Raw genomic sequence first — 19,997 nt, forward strand, 5'->3', positions numbered from 1 at the left:
GGCAGGATGGGGGGGGGCATGGGAGGCGAGGGGGTGGCCGGGCGATAGCCTCACCAACACCCCCCGGTCAGGCCCCCTGCCTTCACGACCGCTGGCGCAGCCGCTCCAGCAGGGCCTTGGTGGCGAAGCCGTCCGGGATCTCCCCGACCGACGCCTGGAAGCGCCGCACCGCGTTGCGGGTGTTCGCCCCGACAATGCCGTCGGCGGCGCCCGGCTCCAGCCCCAGAGATGCCAGACGCTGTTGCAGGTCGATGCGCTCGTCGCGGCTCAGCGCCTGCTCCTCGCGCGGCCAGGGGCCGCGGACACCGGGCTTGCCGGTCATGCGGTCGGCCAGCATGGCGACGGCCAGCGAATAGCTGGTCGACGGGTTGTAGCGCATGATCGCGCGGAAATTGTCGCGCACCAGGAAGGCCGGTCCGCGATGCCCGGCCAGCACCAGGATCGCCGCCGATCCCTCGCCGCCCAGATCGCTGCCGTCCACCGGACGGACGCCCAGCCGGCGCCAGTCCGACAGCGGCTTGGTGATGCTCAACTCCGCCTGATCGTAGGGGAAGCTGTCGGGCAGCCGTACTTCCTGTCCCCAGGACTCGCCCGGCCGCCAGCCGTTCGCCAGCACGAACTTGGCGGTGGAGGCCAGCACGTCGGGCATGCTGCCCCAGATGTCGCGATGGCCGTCGCCGTCCTCGTCGACCGCGTTGCGCAGGAAGACGGTCGGCATGAACTGGGTCTGGCCCATGGCGCCGGCCCAGGAACCGGTCATCCGCTCCGGCGCGATGTCGCCGGAATCGAGGATGCGCAGGGCCGCCAGCAGCTCCGACCGGAAATAGGCGGCGCGGCGCCCTTCGAAGGCCAGCGTCGTCAGCGCGTCGATGACCGAGAAGTTTCCGGTCGACTTGCCGAAGTCCGATTCCACCCCCCAAAAGGCGACCAGGATCTCTCCCGGAACGCCGGTGCGGCGGGTGATGCGGGAAAGCAACGCCGCATGCTCCTGTAACTTCTGACGGCCGTCCTGGACGCGCTTTTCATTCACCGCGCTGTCCAAATACTGCCACACTTGCCGGGTGAACTCGGGCTGGGCGCCATCCAGTTCGACGACGCGGTCGGACAGCTTCACCCGCTGGAAAGCGCGGTCGAAGGTCTGCGGACGGATGCCCTGGCCCAGCGCCTCGGCACGCAGCGCCGCCAGCCACTCGGGGAAAGAGGCGGGCTGTTGCGCCACGGGCTGGACGGCCGCCGTCGCGGTACCGGGGGCCGAGGCACCGGTTGCGACCGGAGCGGTGGCACCGGTGCTCTGACAGCCGGCCATCAGCAGGGTGGCGAGAAGGAGGCGGGCGGGATGACGGAACGGAAGTCGCATGCGCTCGGCCGTGATCGGAGGGGAAACCGGGCCGTGACCCTAAGGCCCCCGGCAGCAAGGCTCAACCGTCAAATGGGCAGGCCTGCGGTGGAAACCCCTATTGCGGGGGATATACGCTTGCAGGTCTGTCGGATTGGTCCATATCAAATTTCAATGCAGTGCTTTCGCATTTCCCGTCCGGCGGGTCTTCCTCCTCCGGTGCCGATCCGGGTGACGGCAGTCGCCGGCGGTGCCGCCGGGATGGGTGGGAAAGCCGGAACACCGTCTTCCTCAATCGCGTTGATCTGGGAGAGCTTCCGTGAGGAAGCCGCCTCCCGTCGCGGAACGCCAAGGGTGCCGACGCCATGAAAATCGTGATCTTCGGCTTGACCAATGGGTATCGCCAGGAGGGCGGGCACAGCATGCGCTGGCGCGCGCTGATCCATGGGCTGGCGATCCGCGGCCATCGCGTCGTCGCGGTCGAGCGGGCCGGACCCGGCTCCCCTGTCCCCTGGACCATTCCCAGCGGCGAGGTGCTGTCCTATGCCGCCTGGGACGAGGTGGCGGTGACGGCCGCGGCACAGGCGGACGATGCCGGGGTGGCGCTGGTGGTGGCGCAGGGGCCGGACGCCCGCCTTGCCGCCGACCTCGTCCGCCAATCCAGGACCCCGCGCCGCGTGCTCTACGATCCGGAAGCCCCGCTCAGCCTGACGGCACTGGAGGCGGGCGAGGCGGTGGACCATCTTCCGGCCGACGGGCTGGCCGGCTTCGACATGGTGCTCGCCTCCTGCGGCGGGCCGGCGCTGGACCGCTACCGCGCCAAGGCGGGGGCGGAGTCGGTGGCCCCGCTCTATCCCTGGATCGTGCCGGAGGCTGACAAGCCCGGAGACTTCAAGCGGGAGTATCTGGCCGATCTCTGCTGCATCGTCGGCGGGCCGGACGGCATCCGCGAGGGGCTGGACAGCTTCTTCATCGACCCGGCCCAGCGGCTGACCCGCCGGCGCTTCGCGCTGGTCGGCGCCGACCTGCCCGACGGCGTGCCGCGCGCTTCCAACATCCTGACCTTCCCCGACCTCGACCCGGCGCGTCATGCCGATGTGCTGGCTTCGGCCAGTCTCGCACTGACGCTGGCCCGCGACGACGAGCGCCGGATCGGCTGGTGCCCGTCGCCCCGGCTGTTCCTGGCTGCCGCCTGCGGGTCCGCCATCGTCGCCGACCAATGGGAGGGGCTGGACAGCTTTTTCGAACCCGGTCGCGAGATCCTGGTCGCCGCCCAGACCGACGACGTGACCACGGCGATGATGCTGCCGCGCAACCACCTGACCGACCTCGGCCGCCGGGCCCGCAAGCGGGTGCTGGCCGAACACAGCGCCGAGCGGCGCGTGCAGGAGCTGCGCAGCATCCTGGACCTGAAAGGTGGCGGCGACGACTGACGTCATCCGGTTCAACGGGGGTGCGAAAGAGCGGGGAGCGGGCTATGGTCCGCTCCCCATTTCGTTTTGCGTCCAATGCCGTTTAAATCATCAGGGAGCCCGCCGCCGATGCCGACCGTCACCATCCGCCCCGCCGTCGAGGAGGATTGCACGACCATCCTGCGCTTCGTCCGCGAACTGGCGGAATTCGAGCGCGAGGCCGATGCGGTCAAGGCGACCGAGGAGGATTTCCGCCGCGACGGCTGGGGGCCGCAGCCGGTGTTCGAGGCGCTGATCGCCGAACTGGACGGCGCGCCGGTCGGCTTCGCGCTGACCTTCCGCAACTTCTCCACCTGGGAGGGGCGGCCCGGCCTCTATGTCGAGGATCTCTACGTCACACCCGACGCCCGGCGCTACGGCGTCGGCCGCAAGCTCCTGGCCGCGGTGGCGAAGCGCGCGGTGGAGCGCGGTTACCGCCGGGTGGATCTGAGCGTTCTGGATTGGAACCCGGCGCGTGGATTCTACGACCGGGTCGGCTTCCGCCAGATGAAGGAATGGCTTCCCTATCGCCTGACCGGGGAGGCCCTTTCCGACCTTGCGGCGGAAGTCGGTACCGGGGAAGAGTAAAAAGCGGGGATCAGACGGCGCGGTTCAGAGCAGACGCGCCGATGATCTCGGCGTAGTCGGCACGCTCGCTGCGCAGGTTCGACAGAAGATCGACCAGGCTGTCGCGGACGAAGGCATCGTCCTGTTCGACGATGGTGTCTTGCGTCAATCGAATGAATTGGTCGAGAAGCGCGATATGGGCCGCGGAGGAGGAGGTGATCTTCTTCGAGTTGACGGCGCCGATCATGTAAATCTCCCTAGGCCTGAGCGTTCCCGATGGCCTTATCAAGCCATCGGGCGAGTTAAAGACTTCCTAACGGGACTATGCGGCAGGTGGTATCTTCGGGGGTACTTCCGATCTATGGTCGCGTTATATAGGATCGCCCCGAAGAGTTACCTCAAAACGTCTATGCGGACATTTGAAGTTCTGCTGCAATCGATCCCCGTCGGATGCCCCGGCGGGTAGCATGCATGATGACAACACGCACCGCTATGTCCGGTTGCTCAGACCGCCCGAGGGAATTGGAGGGAGGGACCACCGAAGGGTGCAGTCCCGCCCACCCGGTTGGGGAAATACAACCCCCTGAAAATGCTGACTCCCGAAAAAGTCGATCAGGCGGCGCGGCGGGCGGCGGTGCGGTCGCGGGCATCGGCACGCTCCAGGGCGCGGGCGATCAGATCGTCGAAAACTCCGCCGATGGGCTGTTCCAGAACTGCGGCCCGGCCGGCAAGCATCGGGCCTTCCATCAGCAGGGAGCCTTCCTCGCCGGGTCCGAGAACCCGCCAGCCGCGGCTCTTCATCTCTGCAACGCGCGTCCGGGCAATGAAGGCGCGGACATGGTCGTATGCCAGATCGTCCATCCTGTTCCCCCAATCACGGTCGATAGCCGCCGGCCTTGCGGCGGATCATTGAGGAAAGCGTACGGAAGAATAGCGAACGCAACAAGAACAAATTCGAGTGAATAGCGAGGATTTCCGCCGAGTCGCTCAAGCTCCCGCTTGGAGCGTGGCCCTGGCCTGCGCATTTCCGGCCCTTGCCGTTCCGGGGTCCACCGCAAAGATCAGGCGGAGCGGGGACAGTTGCAACCCGTCCCACCCGTGACCAAAAGCGGCGATCAGGAAAGGTCCGACCATGAGCGGTGTCCGCACCGAAACCGACAGCTTCGGCCCCATAGACGTTCCGGCCGACCGTTACTGGGGCGCGCAGACCCAGCGCTCGCTTCAGAATTTCCGCATCGGCGGGGAGCGCATGCCGGTGCCGCTGGTGCGCGCGCTGGGCATCCAGAAGCGCGCCGCTGCCGCCGCCAACATGAAACTGGGCGTGCTCGATCCGAAACTCGGCGCTGCCATCATGGAGGCGGCGGACGAGGTGATCGAAGGCCGGCTGGCCGATCACTTCCCGCTCGTGGTCTGGCAGACCGGCTCCGGCACCCAGACCAACATGAACGCCAACGAGGTGATCGCCAACCGCGCCATCGAGCGGCTGGGCGGCACCATGGGGTCGAAAACGCCGATCCATCCCAACGACCATGTCAACATGGGGCAGTCGTCGAACGACAGCTTCCCCACCGCCATGCACATAGCGGCGGCCGACGAAATCGTGCACAGCCTGGTTCCGGCGCTGGAGCATCTGCGCACGGGGCTCGATGCCAAGGCCGATGCCTTCCAGGACATCGTCAAGATCGGCCGCACCCATCTCCAGGATGCCACGCCGCTGACGCTGGGGCAGGAGTTCTCCGGCTATGCCGCCCAGGTCTCCTACGGCATCGGCCGGGTGAAAGGCGCGCTGCCGCAGCTCTACCGGCTGGCCCAGGGCGGCACCGCGGTCGGCACCGGCCTGAATGCCAAGCCGGGCTTCGCCGAAGCCTTCGCCGAGGAGGTGGCGGCCTTCACCGGCCTTCCCTTCGTCACCGCGCAGAACAAGTTCGAGGCGCTGGCGACCCATGATTCGCTGGTCGACGTGCACGGCCACCTGAACACGCTGGCGGTGTCGCTGATGAAGATCGCCAACGACATCCGCCTGCTCGGCTCCGGTCCCCGCTCGGGCATCGGCGAACTGTCGCTGCCGGAGAACGAGCCGGGATCCTCCATCATGCCGGGCAAGGTCAACCCGACCCAGTCGGAAGCGATGACGATGGTCTGCGCCCAGGTGATGGGCAACCACACCACCGTGACCGTCGCCGGCGCCACCGGCCATTTCGAACTGAACGTGTTCAAGCCGGTGATCGCCTTCAACGTCCTGCAATCGATCCGCCTGCTGGCCGACGCCGCGAACAGCTTCACCGACAATTGCGTTGTGGGAATCGAGGCCAACCGCGAGCGCATCGCCAAGCTGGTGTCGGACAGCCTGATGCTGGTGACGGCGCTGAACCCCCACATCGGCTACGACAATGCGGCGAAGATCGCCAAGAAAGCCCACAAGGAAGGGACAAGTCTAAAGGAGGCCGGGCGGGAACTCGGACTCCTGACGGATGAGCAATTCGATCAATGGGTTCGCCCCGAACGGATGGTTGGTCCAGGCTAAGCTTGGGGTTAGGGTGGGGGTTGAGTTATCCCGGCCGCACCGGCCTTCCTCTGACCACCCCCATCTCCCACTGCGATGCGTGCGTGACCATGAAGAAGCGTTCGGTCCTGATCGCCGGCCATCCCACCAGCGTCTCCCTCGAGGAAGAGTTCTGGGACGCCCTGAAATCGGTGGCGCAGTCCCGTGGCCTGTCGGTCAATGCCCTGATCGAGGAGATCGACCAGACCCGGAGCGGCAACCTGTCCAGCGCCATCCGCGTCCACGTGCTGAAGGCGGTGCAGGGGCGCGGGGAGTAGGGGACCTCTCGGATACCCGCAGGTGGACACCCGCCCATTGCCGGCGTACACGGGTGCCTGCCCCCCTCGCCACCTTGCCAAGACCCCGCCGCCATGCCGCCAGACGTCACCACGCTCGACATCGTCGCCTTCGTCTGGTTCATCGGTTCCTGGGTCGGCTTCACCGTCACCCAGGACCATCTGCTGTCCAACCGCAACGTGGTGAACCGGCATCTGCGGATCGTGCGCCGCCACTGGATCGAGCGGATGCTGGAGCGCGACAACCGCATCATGGACGCGCAGCTGTTCGGTCACACCATGCACAGCTGCACCTTCTTCGCCTCCACCAACATGCTGGTGCTGGCCGGATTGATCGGCTCCTTCGGTGCGGCGGAGCGGGCGCAGCAGCTGATATCGGACCTGTCCTTCGCCGTCCCGACCTCGCACCAGATGTTCGAGATCAAGATGCTGCTGATGGTGGTGATCTTCACCTTCGGCTTCTTCAAGTTCACCTGGGCGCTGCGTCAGTACAATTACTGCTGCGCCCTGATCGGCTCTGCGCCGATGCCGCCGGTGCCGCCGCAGGACCGCCGGGAGATCGCCCAGACCATCAGCGAGGCGCTGACCCTGGCCATCGTCGCGCTAAACGGGGGCATCCGCGCCTATTACTTCGCACTGGCGGCCCTGGTCTGGATTATCGGCCCCATTCCGCTGATCGCGGCGTCCAGCGGCGTCGTTTTCGTTCTCACCCGCCGTCAGGCGTTTTCCGCCACCGAAAAGGTCATCCGCGTACAGACCCAATGGTTGGAGAGAAACGATTCAAGCAAGGCGAAATAACAAATAAAATCCCACACGTTTTCTTCGGCATGCGACCAAATATCCTCTACCTGATGGCGAGTTGCGGCGGCTAAGGTCCGGTCATCAAGGATCGCACGACAGCTTGTCGGCGCGGCGCAGAGAACAAGAGGGCGAAAATGAACGCCGATACTGCATTGACCATCATGGAAGCCCTTGATCAGGCCGAGGCTCTGCTGAACCGCGTTCACCTGCGCGACGGCTATGCCGGCCGTGACACGCTGGCCCGCAACCGGGAACTTCTAAACGCGGCCCGTCATCGGCTCGAGCAGGTCCACAGCATCGAGGAAATGGGCGTGTTCGAAGGCTTCGGCCGGTCCCCCGCCCTGGCCTGAGACGGCACCGGCATTCTGGCAATCGCGGCGCGTCAGCCCTTCAGCAGTACCTTGCCGCCGCTGCGCACCTTCGACCAGTCCTTGGCGAAATAGGCGAAGTCGCTCGACGGCCGGCTGAACAGGAAGCCCTGGGCAAACGACACGCCCAAGCCGTTCAGCAGCTCGGCGTGCACCGTCTCCTCCACCTGCTCGCCGATCAGCTCCAGCCCCAACTGGCGGCAGACATCGACCATGCTGCGCAGCATCGCCATATCGCGCGGGCTGTTCACGGCGCCGCGGACGAACTTGCCGTCGATCTTGGCAAAGTCGGCCTGGATGCCATACAGCGACTGAAAGCTGGTGGACCCGGCGCCGACATCGTCCAGGCAGATGCGGAAGCCGCTTTCGCGCAGCTTCTGCAACACCTCGTTCAGCTTGGCGATGTCGGTGACGACGACGGTTTCCGTCACTTCGATGAGCAGCTTCGCGGCCAGATCGCCGTAGGGGGCGACGACCGACTGGAACTGCTTGAAGAAGATCGGGCTCATCAGCGTCTTGGCCGACAGGTTGATCGCCACGTCGGGCAGCTTCGGTTCCTTGCGGAACTGCTGCAGCGTGTCCAGCACCGTGCGGGTCAGCAGCAGGTCGAAGTCGTAGATCAGCCCCACATCCTCGGCGAAGGTGATGAAATCGGCCGGCGAACTCATCCCTTCGACCCGGGTCAGCGCCTCCAGATGGTGGACGGCGCCGGTGCCGATGTCGACGATCGGCTGGTAAACGACGATGAAGTTGCGGTTATCGATGGTGTCGCGCAGCTGTCCGATCCGCTCCACCGCCCCGGCCATCAGGCGGTTCGCGCCATCCTCCAGGCTGGAGATGGTGAACTCGCCGCCCTGCGCGGAGGCGAAGGCCTGCACGGTGTAGACCAGCGCCCGCGCGGCATCCGCGGCGTCCAGCCGGTCGTCGGCCATGTCCAGCGTCCAAGACCGGATGCCGCCGGGCAGGGCGCCGCCCGCCGCCTCGATGATCTGGGCGATATGGCCCTGCACCTCGCGCCCGTCGATGTCGGCGGCATGCACGATGCCATAGCGGTCGCCGGTCAGCTGCCCGGCGCTGTCGCCGTCGGCGGAGATGCCGCGCAGATAGGCGTCGATGCCCTCGCGCACCTCCGCCGCCGCTCCCTCCGGCATCGAGTCCACCATCGCTTGCAACCCCTCGACCAGCAGCAGGGTCAGCCCCTGCTCCAGTCCCCTTTCGCGCGCGGCGTGGATGCGTTCCTCCAGGATGCCGGCGAAGCCGCACTGGTCGAGCAGTTCACCCTGGGCCGCCGTGACCGCCCCACTGCCGCCGTTGCCACGGGCCGGAGCGGTCAGCAGCACGGTGAGGAACAGGGAACCGGGACAGGAGTCGAGCCGGCAGCCGCCGAGCAGTGCCGGGAACTGCTGACCGTCGAAGGCCTGGAACATCACGCGCGACGGCTTGATCCGCGCCTTTTCGCGGATGCGGTCGAACAGGACATGGACGTATTTGCGGTCGCCGGGGGCCACCACTTCCATCAGGTTGCTGCCGACCAGCCCGCCGACCTCGCCCTTGGTCAGCCGGCAGCGGGCGCCGGCGGAAAACAGGATGTTGCCCTGGGGATCCGATTCGATCAGTAGATCGGCGGCGGCGAAGGCAAAGCCGACGAAGCGGTCGCGGTCACGGCTGGACTGCGGGCGGCGATGACCGGCCGCGCCGGAGGCCGGGGTGACGGCCGGTCCAATCGGGAGAGGGGAGCGACCTGCGCTTTCCTGCGACAAGGGCATCGTCATCCGGTTACAAATTACATCAAAGTTTAGAGATTTTCTTCCTGAATGCAACAGAGGGTAACCAATATTGATAGGAGATAAAAGCCGCATCAATGGGAAATGACCTTCGTCTGACTTGGACGCGACAATTTGAGACATCTATCTCGTAAATACGAACTACCGGACGTGACTTTGCGGGGTGCTCATGTCCGCAATTAATAACGTTACCAGGAGATTGACGAAATCGTTCCGATGTCGGAATGACCGTTGTCGATGATGTCCGGCATGAGCAGGCGGCCCTATCGCGTCTTTTCCGCAGGAGCCGCCTCGCCATGCATCATGGTTAAGAAGGTCAGGTAACCTCCATCGCCGCCGGCCGGACCGCGGGCTTTCGCCGCTTCAGCAGCAGTGCGTTGAAGCTGGATTGTCCGGGCATCTCCACGAGGCGGTAGGTCAGGCTGGCGACCGCGACCACCGTCCCCAGATAGGCGAGCGCCAGAAGATCCATCATCCAGGTGGCACCAAAGGAGATCAGCCGGTCTTCGGCACCGTCGGTCGCTTGCTCGACGAACATCGGCTGGCCCGACAACCTCTGCATCGTGACCGCCGCCTTCTCGTACAGCGCGATGACCAGCGCATGCACCATGTAGACGGAGTAGGAGCGGGCGCCCAGCCACTGGAAAGGCCTCATCGCCAGCAGCCGCGAAATCACCCCCCCTTCGAAGGCGAACACCCAGACGACCAAACCGAACAGCAGGGGGGAGGCATAGGACAGGGCGTTCCCGCGCGCCGTTGCAACGAAGACGATCACCGCGGCAAAGCTGAGTCCCTCGCTCAGCCCGGCTATCGGCGACCCAACGGTTGGCCGCCGCATCGGCAGCCTGGACAGTCCGGTACCGCGGGCCACCTGGAACAGCCGATACGCCACATGGCCGGTGAAGAAACCATAGAGGCAGCGGAAATATCCAAAGTCGAAGCTGGTGTCTATGTATTGGTCGGACCATCCCGTGACCACGAAGGCGCCGGCAGCCGACAGCGCCACCGCCGACGCCGTCACCAGCCATGTGCGGCGGGCCAGCAGGCAAAGCGCTGCGAAGCTGACGTAAGCGAGGAACTCGGCGCTGATCGACCAGCTCGGAATGTTCCAGGTCAGCCCGTCCTCGATACCCAGGGAGTGCACAAGGAACAGGTTGCTGAGAATGGAGGATGGGGCGAAGCGGCCTGTGAAGGCCGCCGTCTCGCCGCTGACCGCCAGTGCCTTTACAATCTCCAGCGGAATGAATGCGATCAGGGTGGCGGCATGCAGCGGCCAGACCCGACCAAGGCGCCTGACCAGAAAATTCCTGCCGTCCGCGGCCGAGTTCAGGCGGTGGATATAGGCGTGGGTGATGACGAAACCACTGAGAACAAAAAAGAAATCAACAAACAAATAACTGCCGCGAACGAACGGAACGAAGTAGAAATGCCCTGAAGCGTTGAAATGAAATAATGCGACGAACACGGCGCATAAGCCGCGCCAGCCGTCGAGAACTGGAAAGCGCATTTCGGATCTCCAGATTGGCTTTTTGTCTCAGCTATCTCACGCCGGCTGCCGATACTTTGCTGTAAACGGTGATATTTGCTCGACTGCGGGGATTATGCGCCCGATTACCGTTGGCTGAACGTAAATGTCGGAACCGCAACCAAAAAGCGGAAATCAGGCTTATTCCGAACGCTGGCCGGTGATTACCTCCGAAAGGTTGTGGTGATGGAATGCCCGCTTCCTGAGGACCGCGGATTTGTCCGGCCGCGGGCGCCCCCTACCCGTTGTGAGCGGCGCCATATCTGACTGGAGCCTGAAGCACCGCTTGGTTGTCTTCGAAGCGGTACGCTGGCTGTGCCTTCAGGTTGCGCTTTTTCGGCCTTGAGCCGGGCAGGCTCAACCACCATTCTCCAGCCGTCCCGTTGCGGCCGAGAAACCGGTGATGTCCATCCACCGGCGCAGCGCGTGCAGTGGCTGCACTTCGGTGGTGACGGGACCGACCAGCCATCCATATGGAAAAGGCCCCGCCGACTGTACCGGTCGCGGGGCCTTTCAGCTTTTGCCGTGGTGTCGGCGTCAGCGCCGCGGGAACAGCCGGTTGACGTGGCCCATCTTGCGGCCGGGCCGGGCTTCCGCCTTGCCGTACAGGTGCAGGCGGGCGCCGGGTTCGGCCAGCAGGTCCGGCCAGCTCAGCACGTCGTCGCCGATCAGGTTGGTCATCTCGGCATCGGCCACCCGCTCCACCGAGCCCAACGGCAGGCCGCAGACCGCACGGACCAGCTGTTCGAACTGGCAGGTGGCGCAGGCGTCCATCGTCCAGTGGCCGGAATTGTGCGGGCGCGGCGCCATCTCGTTGACCAGCACGGCGCCGTCGGCGCTGACGAACATCTCCACCGCCAGCACGCCGACCAAGTCCAGGGCCTCGGCGATGCGCCGCGCGATGCGGTCGGCCTCCGCCGCGGTTGCCGCCGACACCTTTTCCGGCGCTGCGGGCGCGACGGTGACGTCGAGGATGCCGTCCTTGTGCCGGTTCTCCACCGCCGGATAGGCAACCATCGTGCCGTCGGCGCTGCGGGCGACGATCACCGACACCTCGCAGGCGAAGGTGACGAAGCCTTCGACAATGCCCTCCACGCCGGGCTTTCCGCCGCCAATGCTGGCCCAGGCGGACGCCGGATCGCTGCCGCTGTCCAGCCGGGCCTGGCCCTTGCCGTCATAGCCGAGCCGCGTCGATTTCAGAACGCAGCGCGGACCGACCTCGGCCACCGCGCGGGCGACCTCCTCGGCGCTGTTGGCGGCACGCCAGGGGGCCGTGGCGATGCCCAGCGCGTTGACGAAACTCTTTTCCGTGATGCGATCCTGCGCCACCGACAGAACGTTCGGGCCGGGGTTCAGGTTGGTGAAGCGGCGCAGATGCTCGGCCGTGGCGACCGGCACATTCTCCCACTCCAGCGTCACCGCATCGACCGAGCGGGCGAAGCGCTCCAGCGCCTCCAGATCGTTCCAGTCCGCCACCGTCGCCGCGGCGCTGACCTGCGCTGCCGGGCTGTCGGCAGCGTCCGGGGCGTAGACATGTGTCTTGTAGCCCAGACGTGCCGCGGCCAGCGCCGTCATCCGGCCGAGCTGACCGGCACCCAGCATGCCGATGGTTGAACCGGGGGCGAGGCGGGGCAGGGGGGTGCCGGTCATGACGGTGAGGCTTTCAAGTTGTCCGGGCCAGTTATCAGGCCAGTTGTCAGGCAGGATCGTCGACGGGGGCTTCGGCGACCGCGGCGGTCTGGCGGGCGCGCCAGCCGTCCAGCGCGTCGGCCACCGCCGGGTCCATCAGGGCAATGACCGAGCCGGCCAGCAAGGCGGCGTTGATGGCGCCGGCCTTGCCGATGGCGAGCGTGCCGACGGGGACGCCGCCCGGCATCTGCACGATGGACAGCAGGCTGTCCATGCCTTTCAGCGCGTGGCTTTCGACCGGCACGCCGAAGACCGGCAGCGGCGTCATCGACGCGGCCATGCCCGGCAGATGGGCGGCGCCGCCGGCCCCGGCGATCACCACCTTCAGCCCGCGCGCCTTGGCGGTGGTGGCGTATTCCACCAGCCGGTGCGGGGTACGATGGGCGGAAACGATGCGGACCTCGTGCGGGACGCCCAGCGCCGCCAGCGTGTCGGCAGCGTGTTTCATCGTCGTCCAGTCGGACTGGCTGCCCATGATGATGCCGACCAGCGGCTGGGCGCCGGTAGCCGAAGCGGTGCTGTTGGGGGAGTGGTCGGCGGTCACGGCCTGGCGCTTTCCTCAAGGTCCGGAAAGCGGCGCATTATAGGAAGAGTCGGGCTTCTGTCCAGAGGCGGCGCCGCTCCTTGGAGTCTGCGCCCCGCGAATCCCACCCTGCGGCTGCGACATTCCGGCCCTTCCGGCGGAACATGGTTCCACTTATGGTGCCGCCTTATATGGACTGGATAGACCCTGCTCAATTCACTCGGCGGACCCATCGCATGACCGACTCCGTTTCCGGCGAAGACCTCGGCGACACCCAGCGCAAGGAACACCGCGACATCCGCGCCGCCATGGCGGAGGAACGGATGGCCGCCGTCGGCATCGACGAGGCGTCGATCGAGACGCTGGTGCGGACCTTCTACGGCAAGATTATGAAGGACGAGGAGCTTGGTCCGATCTTCGGTCGCGCCATCACCGATTGGGAGCCGCATCTGCGCAAGATGATGGATTTCTGGTCGTCCATCGCCCTGTTGACCCAGCGCTACGACGGGCGTCCGATGCCGGTCCACATCTCGCTGGGGCTGGAGCCGCCGCATTTCGAACGCTGGCTCGGCCTGTTCCGCCAGACCGCCCACGAAGTCCTGCCGGCCGAAGGCGCCAACTTCCTGATCGGCAAGGCCGAGAACATCGCCCGCAGCTTCCAGATGGGCATCCAGTTCTTTACGGTGCCGAAGAAGGGGTGACGCGTCAGTTTCCGGCCGGCCCGTCATTCCCGCGCCCGTCATTCCCGCGAAGGCGGGAATCCGGCGTCTTGAGGCGCTTTTCCCGGAGCCCTGGATCCCCGCCTTCGCGGGGATGACGGCCAAAAGCGCGTCGCATGTTTCGTTAAGCGATGATGTCCGGCAGCAGCCGGCTTTCCAGGACCATGATCTGGTCCTTCAGCATCAGCTTGCGCTTCTTCAGCCGCTGCATCTGCAACTGGTCATAAGGCGCGCGTTCGACCAACCGGGCGATGACATCGTCCAGGTCGCGGTGCTCGCTGCGCAAGCTCGCCAGCTTTTCCTTCAAAATCTCTTGCTCGTTCATCGCGCCCGTTAGGAATGGCCGTTGCCCCGGGTGGGACGGGGGTGCTCTCGCGGGTGACCCTTGGCTGGGCGGGCCGGACTATACCAGATTTCCGGCGGTACGGCACCGCCAAACCGCCGGCTCGGACCTTTGGCATGCGCGGCGCTGCTGCGGGAGAGTACGACGGACACAATGCCCCCTTTGCGGATGCGGGCAACGATTGCGGGAAACTTATGTTCCGGTAACATGGTGGTCCATTTCAATGAACAGGCGAACGGGACGGGAACCCCTCAATGACTGCCCCTAATAAAGCCGGCAAGCGTATCGGCATCCTGACCAGCGGCGGCGATTGCGCCGGGTTGAACGCGGTCATCCGTGCGGTGGTTCACCGCGCCACCGGCTATGGCTGGCAGGTGCTGGGCATCAAGGAAGGCACCCAGGGCCTCCTCCAGCGCCCGGTGCAGTACCAGACGCTCGATCTCGGCTCCGTCGACGGCCACATGATGCGCCAGGGCGGCACCATCCTGGGCACGACCAACCGCGGCGACCCCTTCGCCTATCCGATGCCCGACGGCACCCTGAAGGACCGTTCCGACGAAATCATCGGCGGCTACCGCGAACTCGGGCTGGATGCGCTGATCGGCATCGGCGGCGACGGCAGCTTCGCCATCCTGCACAAGCTGGCGCAGAAGGGCGGCTTCCCGATGGTGGGCGTGCCCAAGACCATCGACAACGACCTGGGCAAGACCGAGGTGTCGGTCGGCTACGACACCGCCGTCGCCGTGGCAGTGGAGGCGTTGGACCGCCTGCAACCGACCGCAGCCAGCCACCACCGCGTGATGGTGCTGGAGGTGATGGGCCGCGATGCCGGCCATATCGCGCTGGCGGCCGGCATCGCCGGCGGGGCCGACGTGATCCTGATCCCGGAGATCTCCTATTCCATCGAAAGCATCGCCGCCAAGATCCAGAGTGTCCGCGACTCCGGCCGCAACTTCGCCCTGGTCGTGGTGTCGGAGGCGGTGAAGACGCTGGAGGGCACCGGGGTCAAGAAGATCCTCCAGGGCGGCGAGAAGCGCTATGGCGGCATCGGCGACTATATCGGCGAGAAGATCGCCGACGCCACCGGGGCCGAAACCCGCGTCACCGTGCTGGGCCATGTCCAGCGCGGCAGCATGCCCAGCCCGCGCGACCGCCTGATCGCCTCGGCCTTCGGCGTCCATGCGGTCGACCTGATCGCGGAGGGCAAGTTCAACCGCATGGTTGCCTGGTCGAACCGCGGTGTCATCGACGTGCCGATCACCGAGGCGATCGAGCATTATTCCTGCGTCGAGCTGGACGGCGCGCTGGTGAAGACGGCCCGTGGCCTGAACATCAGCTTCGGCGACTGATCCTGTGGCGATGGGCGGAATGCCGGTGAATCCCTTCTGGGACTTTTCCCTGGCCGTCTACGGGCGGCCGGGGGTGCCGGACTGCTGCCTGTCCCTTCAGGACCGGCGCGGGGTCGACGTGAATGTGCTGCTGTTCGCCGCCTGGGCCGGCCTGGAATGCGGCATCCGCCTGTCGGTCGAGGAACTGGCCCGCATCGACGGGGCGGTCGCCGGCTGGCGGGAGGAGGTTGTGCGTCCGCTGCGCGCCCTGCGCCGCCGTGCCAAGGCGGAGGACGACGCCTTCTATCGCCGCATGAAGGCCGCGGAACTGGAGGCCGAGCGGGTCCAGCAGGACCGCCTGTTCGCAGCGGCAGGCTTTGCCCCGCAGCTGGGCGGCGGCGTGGAGCTTGCCGCCGCCAACATGGCGCTGCTTGTGCCCGGCGGTGACCCGGCTTTGGATGAGTTGGTAAGGGTGCTGCCGGGCTTGCTGGGGAACTGACCTACCGGTTCAGGATCAGCTCGTTCGGATCGCGCACGGTGTTGGACACCAGCACCGGCTTGCCGGCATAGAAGGCGCTGCACCGCTTGCCGCTGACCAGACGGGTCAGCGCCGCCTCCCACTCGCGCCCCTTCGGGCCGATGATGCGCAGCTTCAGCTGGTCAATCAGCGGGAACACCTTGAACTGCTCGATCTCCAGGGGTTCGGAGCTGGTGGTGGTGAAGGCGTCCTGCTTCAGGGTCAGTGTCTTGCCGTTGATCTCCAGCGTCACGTCCTGGGCCCACGGGCAGCCGTTCGGCTTGGCGCCCTCATTGGCCTGCGCGGTGGCGATGCCGAAACCAACTGTCCCGAACCAAGCAGTCAGGGCGGCGAGAGTAACCCGGCGGAGGCCGGAGTGGCAGAAGAGTGCCCGGATTGGGCGGGTGGTCATGATCCGCTCCTCGAAGAACGGCGCGGACAATAGCGATGGGTCAGCGTCATGACAATCCAGGGAAAATCCCAATTCTGTGACCGTTTGCGACGATTTCAGGCGTAGGCCCGGCTGGACCGGGCGGGTTCCGAAGAGGCATGATCCCATTCCCGGCGGCAACCCCGTTACTCCCTCCATCACTTCACATGTGTGCCGATGGTTACTTTGTCGCAGGCTTTGCTGATCGCGCTGGACCACCATCAGGCGGGGCGTGTGGCGGAGGCGGAGGACATCTACCGCCGAATCCTCGGCGCCGACCCCGAATATGCCGACGCCATGCAGCTTCTGGGGGTGCTCGCCGCCCAGACCGGCCGGCAGGCGGAGGCGCACCGGTGCCTGCGCCTTGCCGTGGCGTTGCGTCCCGACGGGGCCGGCGGGCTGTCCAACCTCGCCGGCGTCGAGCAGTCCGCCGACGCCCTCGGCGACGCCGTGCGGCACTATGGCCGCGCGTTGCGCCTGATGCCGGACCTCGCCGATGCCCATGCCAGCCGCGCCGGTGCGTTGCGCCGGCTGGGGCAGGTGCCGGCCGCGCTGACGGCCGCCGACCATGCTCTGGCCCTGGCGCCCGACCATGCCGACGCGCTGGCGAACCGCGCCGCCGCCCTGCTGTCCTGCGGCGATGCGCGGTCGGCCGAGCGCTGTGCCCGCCGCTCGCTGGACGCGAACGCCCGGTCTGCCAGCACTCGTTCGGTTGCCCTTGCGACGCTTGCCGCGGCCCTGGCGGCCCAGCGCCGCTGGGCGGAGGCCGAGTCCGCCGCCCGTGACTCGCTGGCTCTCGACCGCAATGCCGCCGAGCCGTGGGAGGTGCTGGGCGCTGTCCTGGCCAAGCTTGCCCGCTTCCCGGACTCGCTGGACGCCTTCACCATGGCGGAGCGCCTGCGACCCGGCCCGTCGGTCCATGCGGCGCGGGGCATCGCCCTGGTCGCCATGGTCCGCCCGGTGGAGGCTGCCGTCGAGTTCGAACGCGCGCTGGCCGACCGGCCGCAGGATGTCGGCCTGCGCTGGAATCTCGGCTTCGCCCGGCTGATGGCCGGCGATTATCGGCGTGGCTGGCCCGAGTTCGACTGGCGCCGCCGCGACAGCCATGCCGATCCGCCCTGGCGGCCTTTCGATCAGCCATTGTGGCAGGGCGAGCCGCTTAACGGCCGCACCATCCTGCTCTATGCCGAACAGGGGCTGGGCGACACGCTCCAGTTCCTGCGCTATGTCCCGCTGGTGGCGGCCCGCGGTGGCCGGGTGGTGCTGGAGGTGCAGCGGCCCCTGCTGCCCCTGATGGCAGGGCTGGAGGGGGCGGCGCAGGTCATCGCCCGTGGCGATCCGTTGCCGCCCTTCGATCTTGAATGTCCGCTGATGAGCCTGCCGCGCGCCTTCGCCACCGGCCTCGACAGCGTGCCCGCCGATATCCCCTATCTGCGCCCCGACCCGGTGCGGGTCGCCCGCTGGCGGGAGCTACTGGGGCCGCAGGATGGGCTGCGCGTCGGCGTCGTCTGGGCCGGCAACCCGCGCTTCCCCGGCGACGAGGAGCGCTCGCCCAGGCTTGCCGGGCTGCGTGGTCTGTTCGATGTGCCGGGCTGCCGGTTCTATGGATTGCAGATGGGGCCTGGACGCGCCGGCCTTGCTGAGAGTGCCTTGCCGGACAGCTTCACCGATCTGGGAACCGTCATCTCGGATTTCGCCGACACCGCGGCGATCATGGCGAACCTGGATCTGGTTGTGTCGTCCTGCACCGGGCCGGCCCATCTCGCCGGCGCGCTGGGCGTGCCGCTGTGGGTGGCGCTGCCCTTCTCGGCGGACTGGCGCTGGCTGACCGGCCGTGACGACAGCCCCTGGTATCCGACAGCCCGCCTGTTCCGGCAGCCGGCGCCCGGCGACTGGCCTGCGGTCGCCGGGCGCATGGCCGCGGAACTGGCGGCGCTGGCTCAGCGCTTCAGGCCGTTGCCGTAGCGGGAGCAGTCGTAATCGTCGGTCCCGGCCTCGGCATGGCCGCCGTTGGAGGTGTTGTAGCGCGGGTCGTCGCAGCGGCCGTTGCGGACATAGGAATCGGAATTTCCCGACCCGAACAGCCCACCGCCGCTGTTGCCGAACAGTCCGCCGCCCCCGCTGTTGCTGCTGGTCTGGTTGCAGGCAGCGAGCGCCAGCGGCACGGCGGCGACGATCACAAAGCGGAGCGCGGTCTTCATGGCAGTCCCTTTCCCTTATGAGGATTGCGAAGGAGAGTTTTTCCTTCGCCCTCAACAGGGCAGGGGACCGGCAAATCCCGTGCCGGCGCTCGGGTTAACGCTTCCTGGCCTGAAACGACTCGCCGAGCCGCTCACTCGACCGGCTGGAACAGCCGGGTGACGGGATGGATCGCCCACATCTCGCCCGACTCGATGTCGAACCACCAGCCATGGATGTTCAGCGTGCCGGCCTCCACCCCTTCGCGGACGAAGGGGAAGGTCATCAGGTTCTCGACCGACGCGCGGACCGCGGCGCGTTCGATCACCGCCGGCGTGTTCTGCAGCTTCTCCGCATCGGCGCGCGCCTGTTCGGAGCCTTCCGGCCCGACATAGGGGTCGAGCGCCGAACCGGCGATGGACACCCAGGGGGAGACGAAATCGTCCTCCGCCTTCTGCCCGGCGCGCAGCCGGATCAGGCCCTGGATGCCGCCGCACTTGGCATGGCCCAGCACGATGATCTCCGACACCTTCAGCGCCTTGACCGCATATTCGATGGCGGCCGAGGTGCCGTGATAGGCGCCGTCGGGCTGGTAGGGCGGGACGAGGTTGGCGACGTTGCGCACGACGAACATCTCGCCGGGTTCCGCCATCGTCAGCAGCGCCGGGTCGACGCGGCTGTCGGAGCAGCCGATCAGCAGCACCTCCGGGTGCTGCCCTTCGGTCGCCAGCTGCCGCATGCTGTCGGGGCGCCGCTCGTAATAGCGGGCGCGGAATGCCTTGATGCCGGCCAGAAGCTGGCGGATGGGCTCGGACGGTTTGCTGCTGAAGGGCATGATGGGCTTTTCCCCTTTGGCGCCGGCCGGCGGCGATGCCGGTTCCGCGTCGTGGTGCATCGACAGGGGTATAATGGCATTGCGCCCGCGCTCCAAGCCACCTGTTAGGCGACCGCCGCGGGTCAGGCTTCTCCCCTCTGCTCGCCCCAGCGCCGGAGGTTTCCGGCGTCCAGCCCGAACAGGTCCAGCACCCTGCCCACCGAATGGTCGACCAGATCGTCGATGCCCTGCGGCTTGGCGTAGAAGGCCGGGACCGGCGGCGCGATCACCGCCCCCATTTCGGCCAGCGCGGTCATGGTGCGCAGGTGACCCAGATGCAGCGGGGTCTCCCGCACCATCAGCACCAACCGGCGCCGTTCCTTCAGCGCCACGTCCGCCGCCCGCGTCAGCAGGGTGGAGGTGACGCCGCTGGCGATCTCGCTCATCGTCCGGACGGAGCAGGGGGCGACCACCATGCCGAGCGTGCGGAAGCTGCCGCTGGACACGGCCGCGCCGATGTCGGCGGCGGCATAGCTGACATCGGCCAGCGCCCGCAGTTCGGCCACCTTCATGGCGGTTTCATGCGCCAGCGTGACCTCGGCCGACCGGCTGACCACCAGATGCGACTCGACGCCGATCCGCCGCAGCGTCTGCAGCATGCGGATGCCGTAGATCACTCCCGACGCGCCGCTGATGCCGACCACGAGCCTGGGCGGAGGGATGCTGGGATCGGTCATGGCCGGTTTCTAAGTTCTCATCAAGCGGTATTCCCCCTCCCGCTGGGGG

The 19,997-nt window shown here is 66.8% G+C and carries 22 protein-coding genes; 10 read left to right on the top strand and 12 right to left on the bottom strand.

The genetic code is table 11. The features are described 5' to 3' along the window. Window positions 1-82: 82 nt before the first annotated feature. Window positions 83-1,357 carry a lytic murein transglycosylase gene (locus GBZ48_RS15940; RefSeq protein WP_174471917.1) on the bottom strand — a complete coding sequence of 425 codons (1,275 nt, stop codon included), beginning with the start codon at window positions 1,355-1,357 and terminating at the stop codon, window positions 83-85. A 344-nt stretch (window positions 1,358-1,701) separates the two neighbouring features. On the opposite strand from GBZ48_RS15940, the gene GBZ48_RS15945 reads away from it, so the two are divergent. Together GBZ48_RS15945 and GBZ48_RS15950 are read left to right on the top strand one after the other, a co-directional pair. Beyond that, window positions 1,702-2,769: a CgeB family protein gene (locus tag GBZ48_RS15945; protein ID WP_174471918.1), complete on the top strand. Its 1,068-nt coding sequence runs from the start codon at window positions 1,702-1,704 to the stop codon at window positions 2,767-2,769. A 108-nt stretch (window positions 2,770-2,877) separates the two neighbouring features. Further along, window positions 2,878-3,375 carry a GNAT family N-acetyltransferase gene (locus GBZ48_RS15950; protein ID WP_109048390.1) on the top strand — a complete coding sequence of 166 codons (498 nt, stop codon included), beginning with the start codon at window positions 2,878-2,880 and terminating at the stop codon, window positions 3,373-3,375. Between the two features lie 10 nt (window positions 3,376-3,385). Here GBZ48_RS15950 and GBZ48_RS15955 read toward each other — a convergent pair whose 3' ends face one another. Together GBZ48_RS15955 and GBZ48_RS15960 are read right to left on the bottom strand one after the other, a co-directional pair. Further along, a complete protein-coding gene (locus tag GBZ48_RS15955) occupies window positions 3,386-3,601 on the bottom strand; it encodes a hypothetical protein (protein WP_109048389.1) in 216 nt (71 codons plus the stop codon). Window positions 3,602-3,966: 365 nt separating this feature from the next. Beyond that, window positions 3,967-4,215: a hypothetical protein gene (locus GBZ48_RS15960; protein WP_174471919.1), complete on the bottom strand. Its 249-nt coding sequence runs from the start codon at window positions 4,213-4,215 to the stop codon at window positions 3,967-3,969. 271 nt (window positions 4,216-4,486) lie between these two features. Between GBZ48_RS15960 and fumC the strand changes: the two genes are divergently transcribed. From fumC to GBZ48_RS15980, 4 genes are all read left to right on the top strand, one after another. After that, the gene (fumC, locus tag GBZ48_RS15965; RefSeq protein WP_174471920.1) at window positions 4,487-5,878 is read left to right on the top strand and encodes a class II fumarate hydratase; all 1,392 of its coding nucleotides are present in this window, start codon (window positions 4,487-4,489) and stop codon (window positions 5,876-5,878) included. Between the two features lie 89 nt (window positions 5,879-5,967). Then, on the top strand, window positions 5,968-6,174 hold the full coding sequence (locus GBZ48_RS15970) for a ribbon-helix-helix domain-containing protein (protein ID WP_174471921.1): 207 nt from the start codon (window positions 5,968-5,970) through the stop codon (window positions 6,172-6,174). A 93-nt stretch (window positions 6,175-6,267) separates the two neighbouring features. After that, window positions 6,268-6,990 (top strand): DUF599 domain-containing protein, encoded by a 723-nt coding sequence (locus GBZ48_RS15975; protein WP_174471922.1) that lies wholly within the window; start codon window positions 6,268-6,270, stop codon window positions 6,988-6,990. A 137-nt stretch (window positions 6,991-7,127) separates the two neighbouring features. Continuing rightward, a complete protein-coding gene (locus tag GBZ48_RS15980; protein ID WP_174471923.1) occupies window positions 7,128-7,343 on the top strand; it encodes a hypothetical protein in 216 nt (71 codons plus the stop codon). Between the two features lie 32 nt (window positions 7,344-7,375). Here GBZ48_RS15980 and GBZ48_RS15985 read toward each other — a convergent pair whose 3' ends face one another. The 4 genes from GBZ48_RS15985 to purE form a co-directional block, all read right to left on the bottom strand. Next, entirely contained in the window at window positions 7,376-9,127 is a 1,752-nt protein-coding gene (locus GBZ48_RS15985; RefSeq protein WP_246307238.1) for an EAL domain-containing protein, read from the bottom strand. 334 nt (window positions 9,128-9,461) lie between these two features. Further along, window positions 9,462-10,652: an acyltransferase family protein gene (locus GBZ48_RS15990; RefSeq protein WP_174471925.1), complete on the bottom strand. Its 1,191-nt coding sequence runs from the start codon at window positions 10,650-10,652 to the stop codon at window positions 9,462-9,464. Between the two features lie 555 nt (window positions 10,653-11,207). Then, window positions 11,208-12,320 carry a 5-(carboxyamino)imidazole ribonucleotide synthase gene (locus GBZ48_RS15995; protein ID WP_174471926.1) on the bottom strand — a complete coding sequence of 371 codons (1,113 nt, stop codon included), beginning with the start codon at window positions 12,318-12,320 and terminating at the stop codon, window positions 11,208-11,210. A gap of 46 nt (window positions 12,321-12,366) precedes the next feature. Beyond that, window positions 12,367-12,903, bottom strand: a complete 537-nt coding sequence (gene purE / locus GBZ48_RS16000) for a 5-(carboxyamino)imidazole ribonucleotide mutase (RefSeq protein ID WP_174471927.1) — start codon at window positions 12,901-12,903, stop codon at window positions 12,367-12,369. 215 nt (window positions 12,904-13,118) lie between these two features. Here purE and GBZ48_RS16005 point away from each other — a divergent pair, with 215 nt between their 5' ends. Next, window positions 13,119-13,583 (top strand): group III truncated hemoglobin, encoded by a 465-nt coding sequence (locus GBZ48_RS16005; RefSeq protein ID WP_246307229.1) that lies wholly within the window; start codon window positions 13,119-13,121, stop codon window positions 13,581-13,583. A gap of 142 nt (window positions 13,584-13,725) precedes the next feature. Here GBZ48_RS16005 and GBZ48_RS16010 read toward each other — a convergent pair whose 3' ends face one another. Then, entirely contained in the window at window positions 13,726-13,926 is a 201-nt protein-coding gene (locus tag GBZ48_RS16010; protein WP_085089646.1) for a YdcH family protein, read from the bottom strand. 272 nt (window positions 13,927-14,198) lie between these two features. On the opposite strand from GBZ48_RS16010, the gene GBZ48_RS16015 reads away from it, so the two are divergent. Next, window positions 14,199-15,293 carry an ATP-dependent 6-phosphofructokinase gene (locus tag GBZ48_RS16015; RefSeq protein WP_174471928.1) on the top strand — a complete coding sequence of 365 codons (1,095 nt, stop codon included), beginning with the start codon at window positions 14,199-14,201 and terminating at the stop codon, window positions 15,291-15,293. Window positions 15,294-15,312: 19 nt separating this feature from the next. Further along, window positions 15,313-15,771 carry a TIGR02444 family protein gene (locus GBZ48_RS16020; RefSeq protein WP_174471929.1) on the top strand — a complete coding sequence of 153 codons (459 nt, stop codon included), beginning with the start codon at window positions 15,313-15,315 and terminating at the stop codon, window positions 15,769-15,771. 1 nt (window position 15,772) lies between these two features. Here the strand turns inward: GBZ48_RS16020 and GBZ48_RS16025 are convergent, their stop codons facing one another. Next, entirely contained in the window at window positions 15,773-16,201 is a 429-nt protein-coding gene (locus GBZ48_RS16025; RefSeq protein ID WP_174471930.1) for a hypothetical protein, read from the bottom strand. Between the two features lie 195 nt (window positions 16,202-16,396). Here GBZ48_RS16025 and GBZ48_RS16030 point away from each other — a divergent pair, with 195 nt between their 5' ends. Next, window positions 16,397-18,184 carry a tetratricopeptide repeat protein gene (locus GBZ48_RS16030; RefSeq protein ID WP_174471931.1) on the top strand — a complete coding sequence of 596 codons (1,788 nt, stop codon included), beginning with the start codon at window positions 16,397-16,399 and terminating at the stop codon, window positions 18,182-18,184. On the opposite strand, the gene GBZ48_RS16035 is transcribed toward GBZ48_RS16030, so the two are convergent. The 3 genes from GBZ48_RS16035 to GBZ48_RS16045 form a co-directional block, all read right to left on the bottom strand. Next, window positions 18,160-18,420 (bottom strand): hypothetical protein, encoded by a 261-nt coding sequence (locus GBZ48_RS16035; RefSeq protein ID WP_174471932.1) that lies wholly within the window; start codon window positions 18,418-18,420, stop codon window positions 18,160-18,162. The genes GBZ48_RS16030 and GBZ48_RS16035 overlap by 25 nt on opposite strands. A gap of 131 nt (window positions 18,421-18,551) precedes the next feature. Beyond that, window positions 18,552-19,232 carry a carbonic anhydrase gene (locus GBZ48_RS16040; protein WP_109452532.1) on the bottom strand — a complete coding sequence of 227 codons (681 nt, stop codon included), beginning with the start codon at window positions 19,230-19,232 and terminating at the stop codon, window positions 18,552-18,554. A 122-nt stretch (window positions 19,233-19,354) separates the two neighbouring features. Then, window positions 19,355-19,948 carry a UbiX family flavin prenyltransferase gene (locus GBZ48_RS16045; protein ID WP_174471933.1) on the bottom strand — a complete coding sequence of 198 codons (594 nt, stop codon included), beginning with the start codon at window positions 19,946-19,948 and terminating at the stop codon, window positions 19,355-19,357. Between the last annotated feature and the right edge of the window lie 49 nt (window positions 19,949-19,997).

The organism is Azospirillum melinis, assembly GCF_013340935.1.
Taxonomy (GTDB): domain Bacteria; phylum Pseudomonadota; class Alphaproteobacteria; order Azospirillales; family Azospirillaceae; genus Azospirillum; species Azospirillum melinis.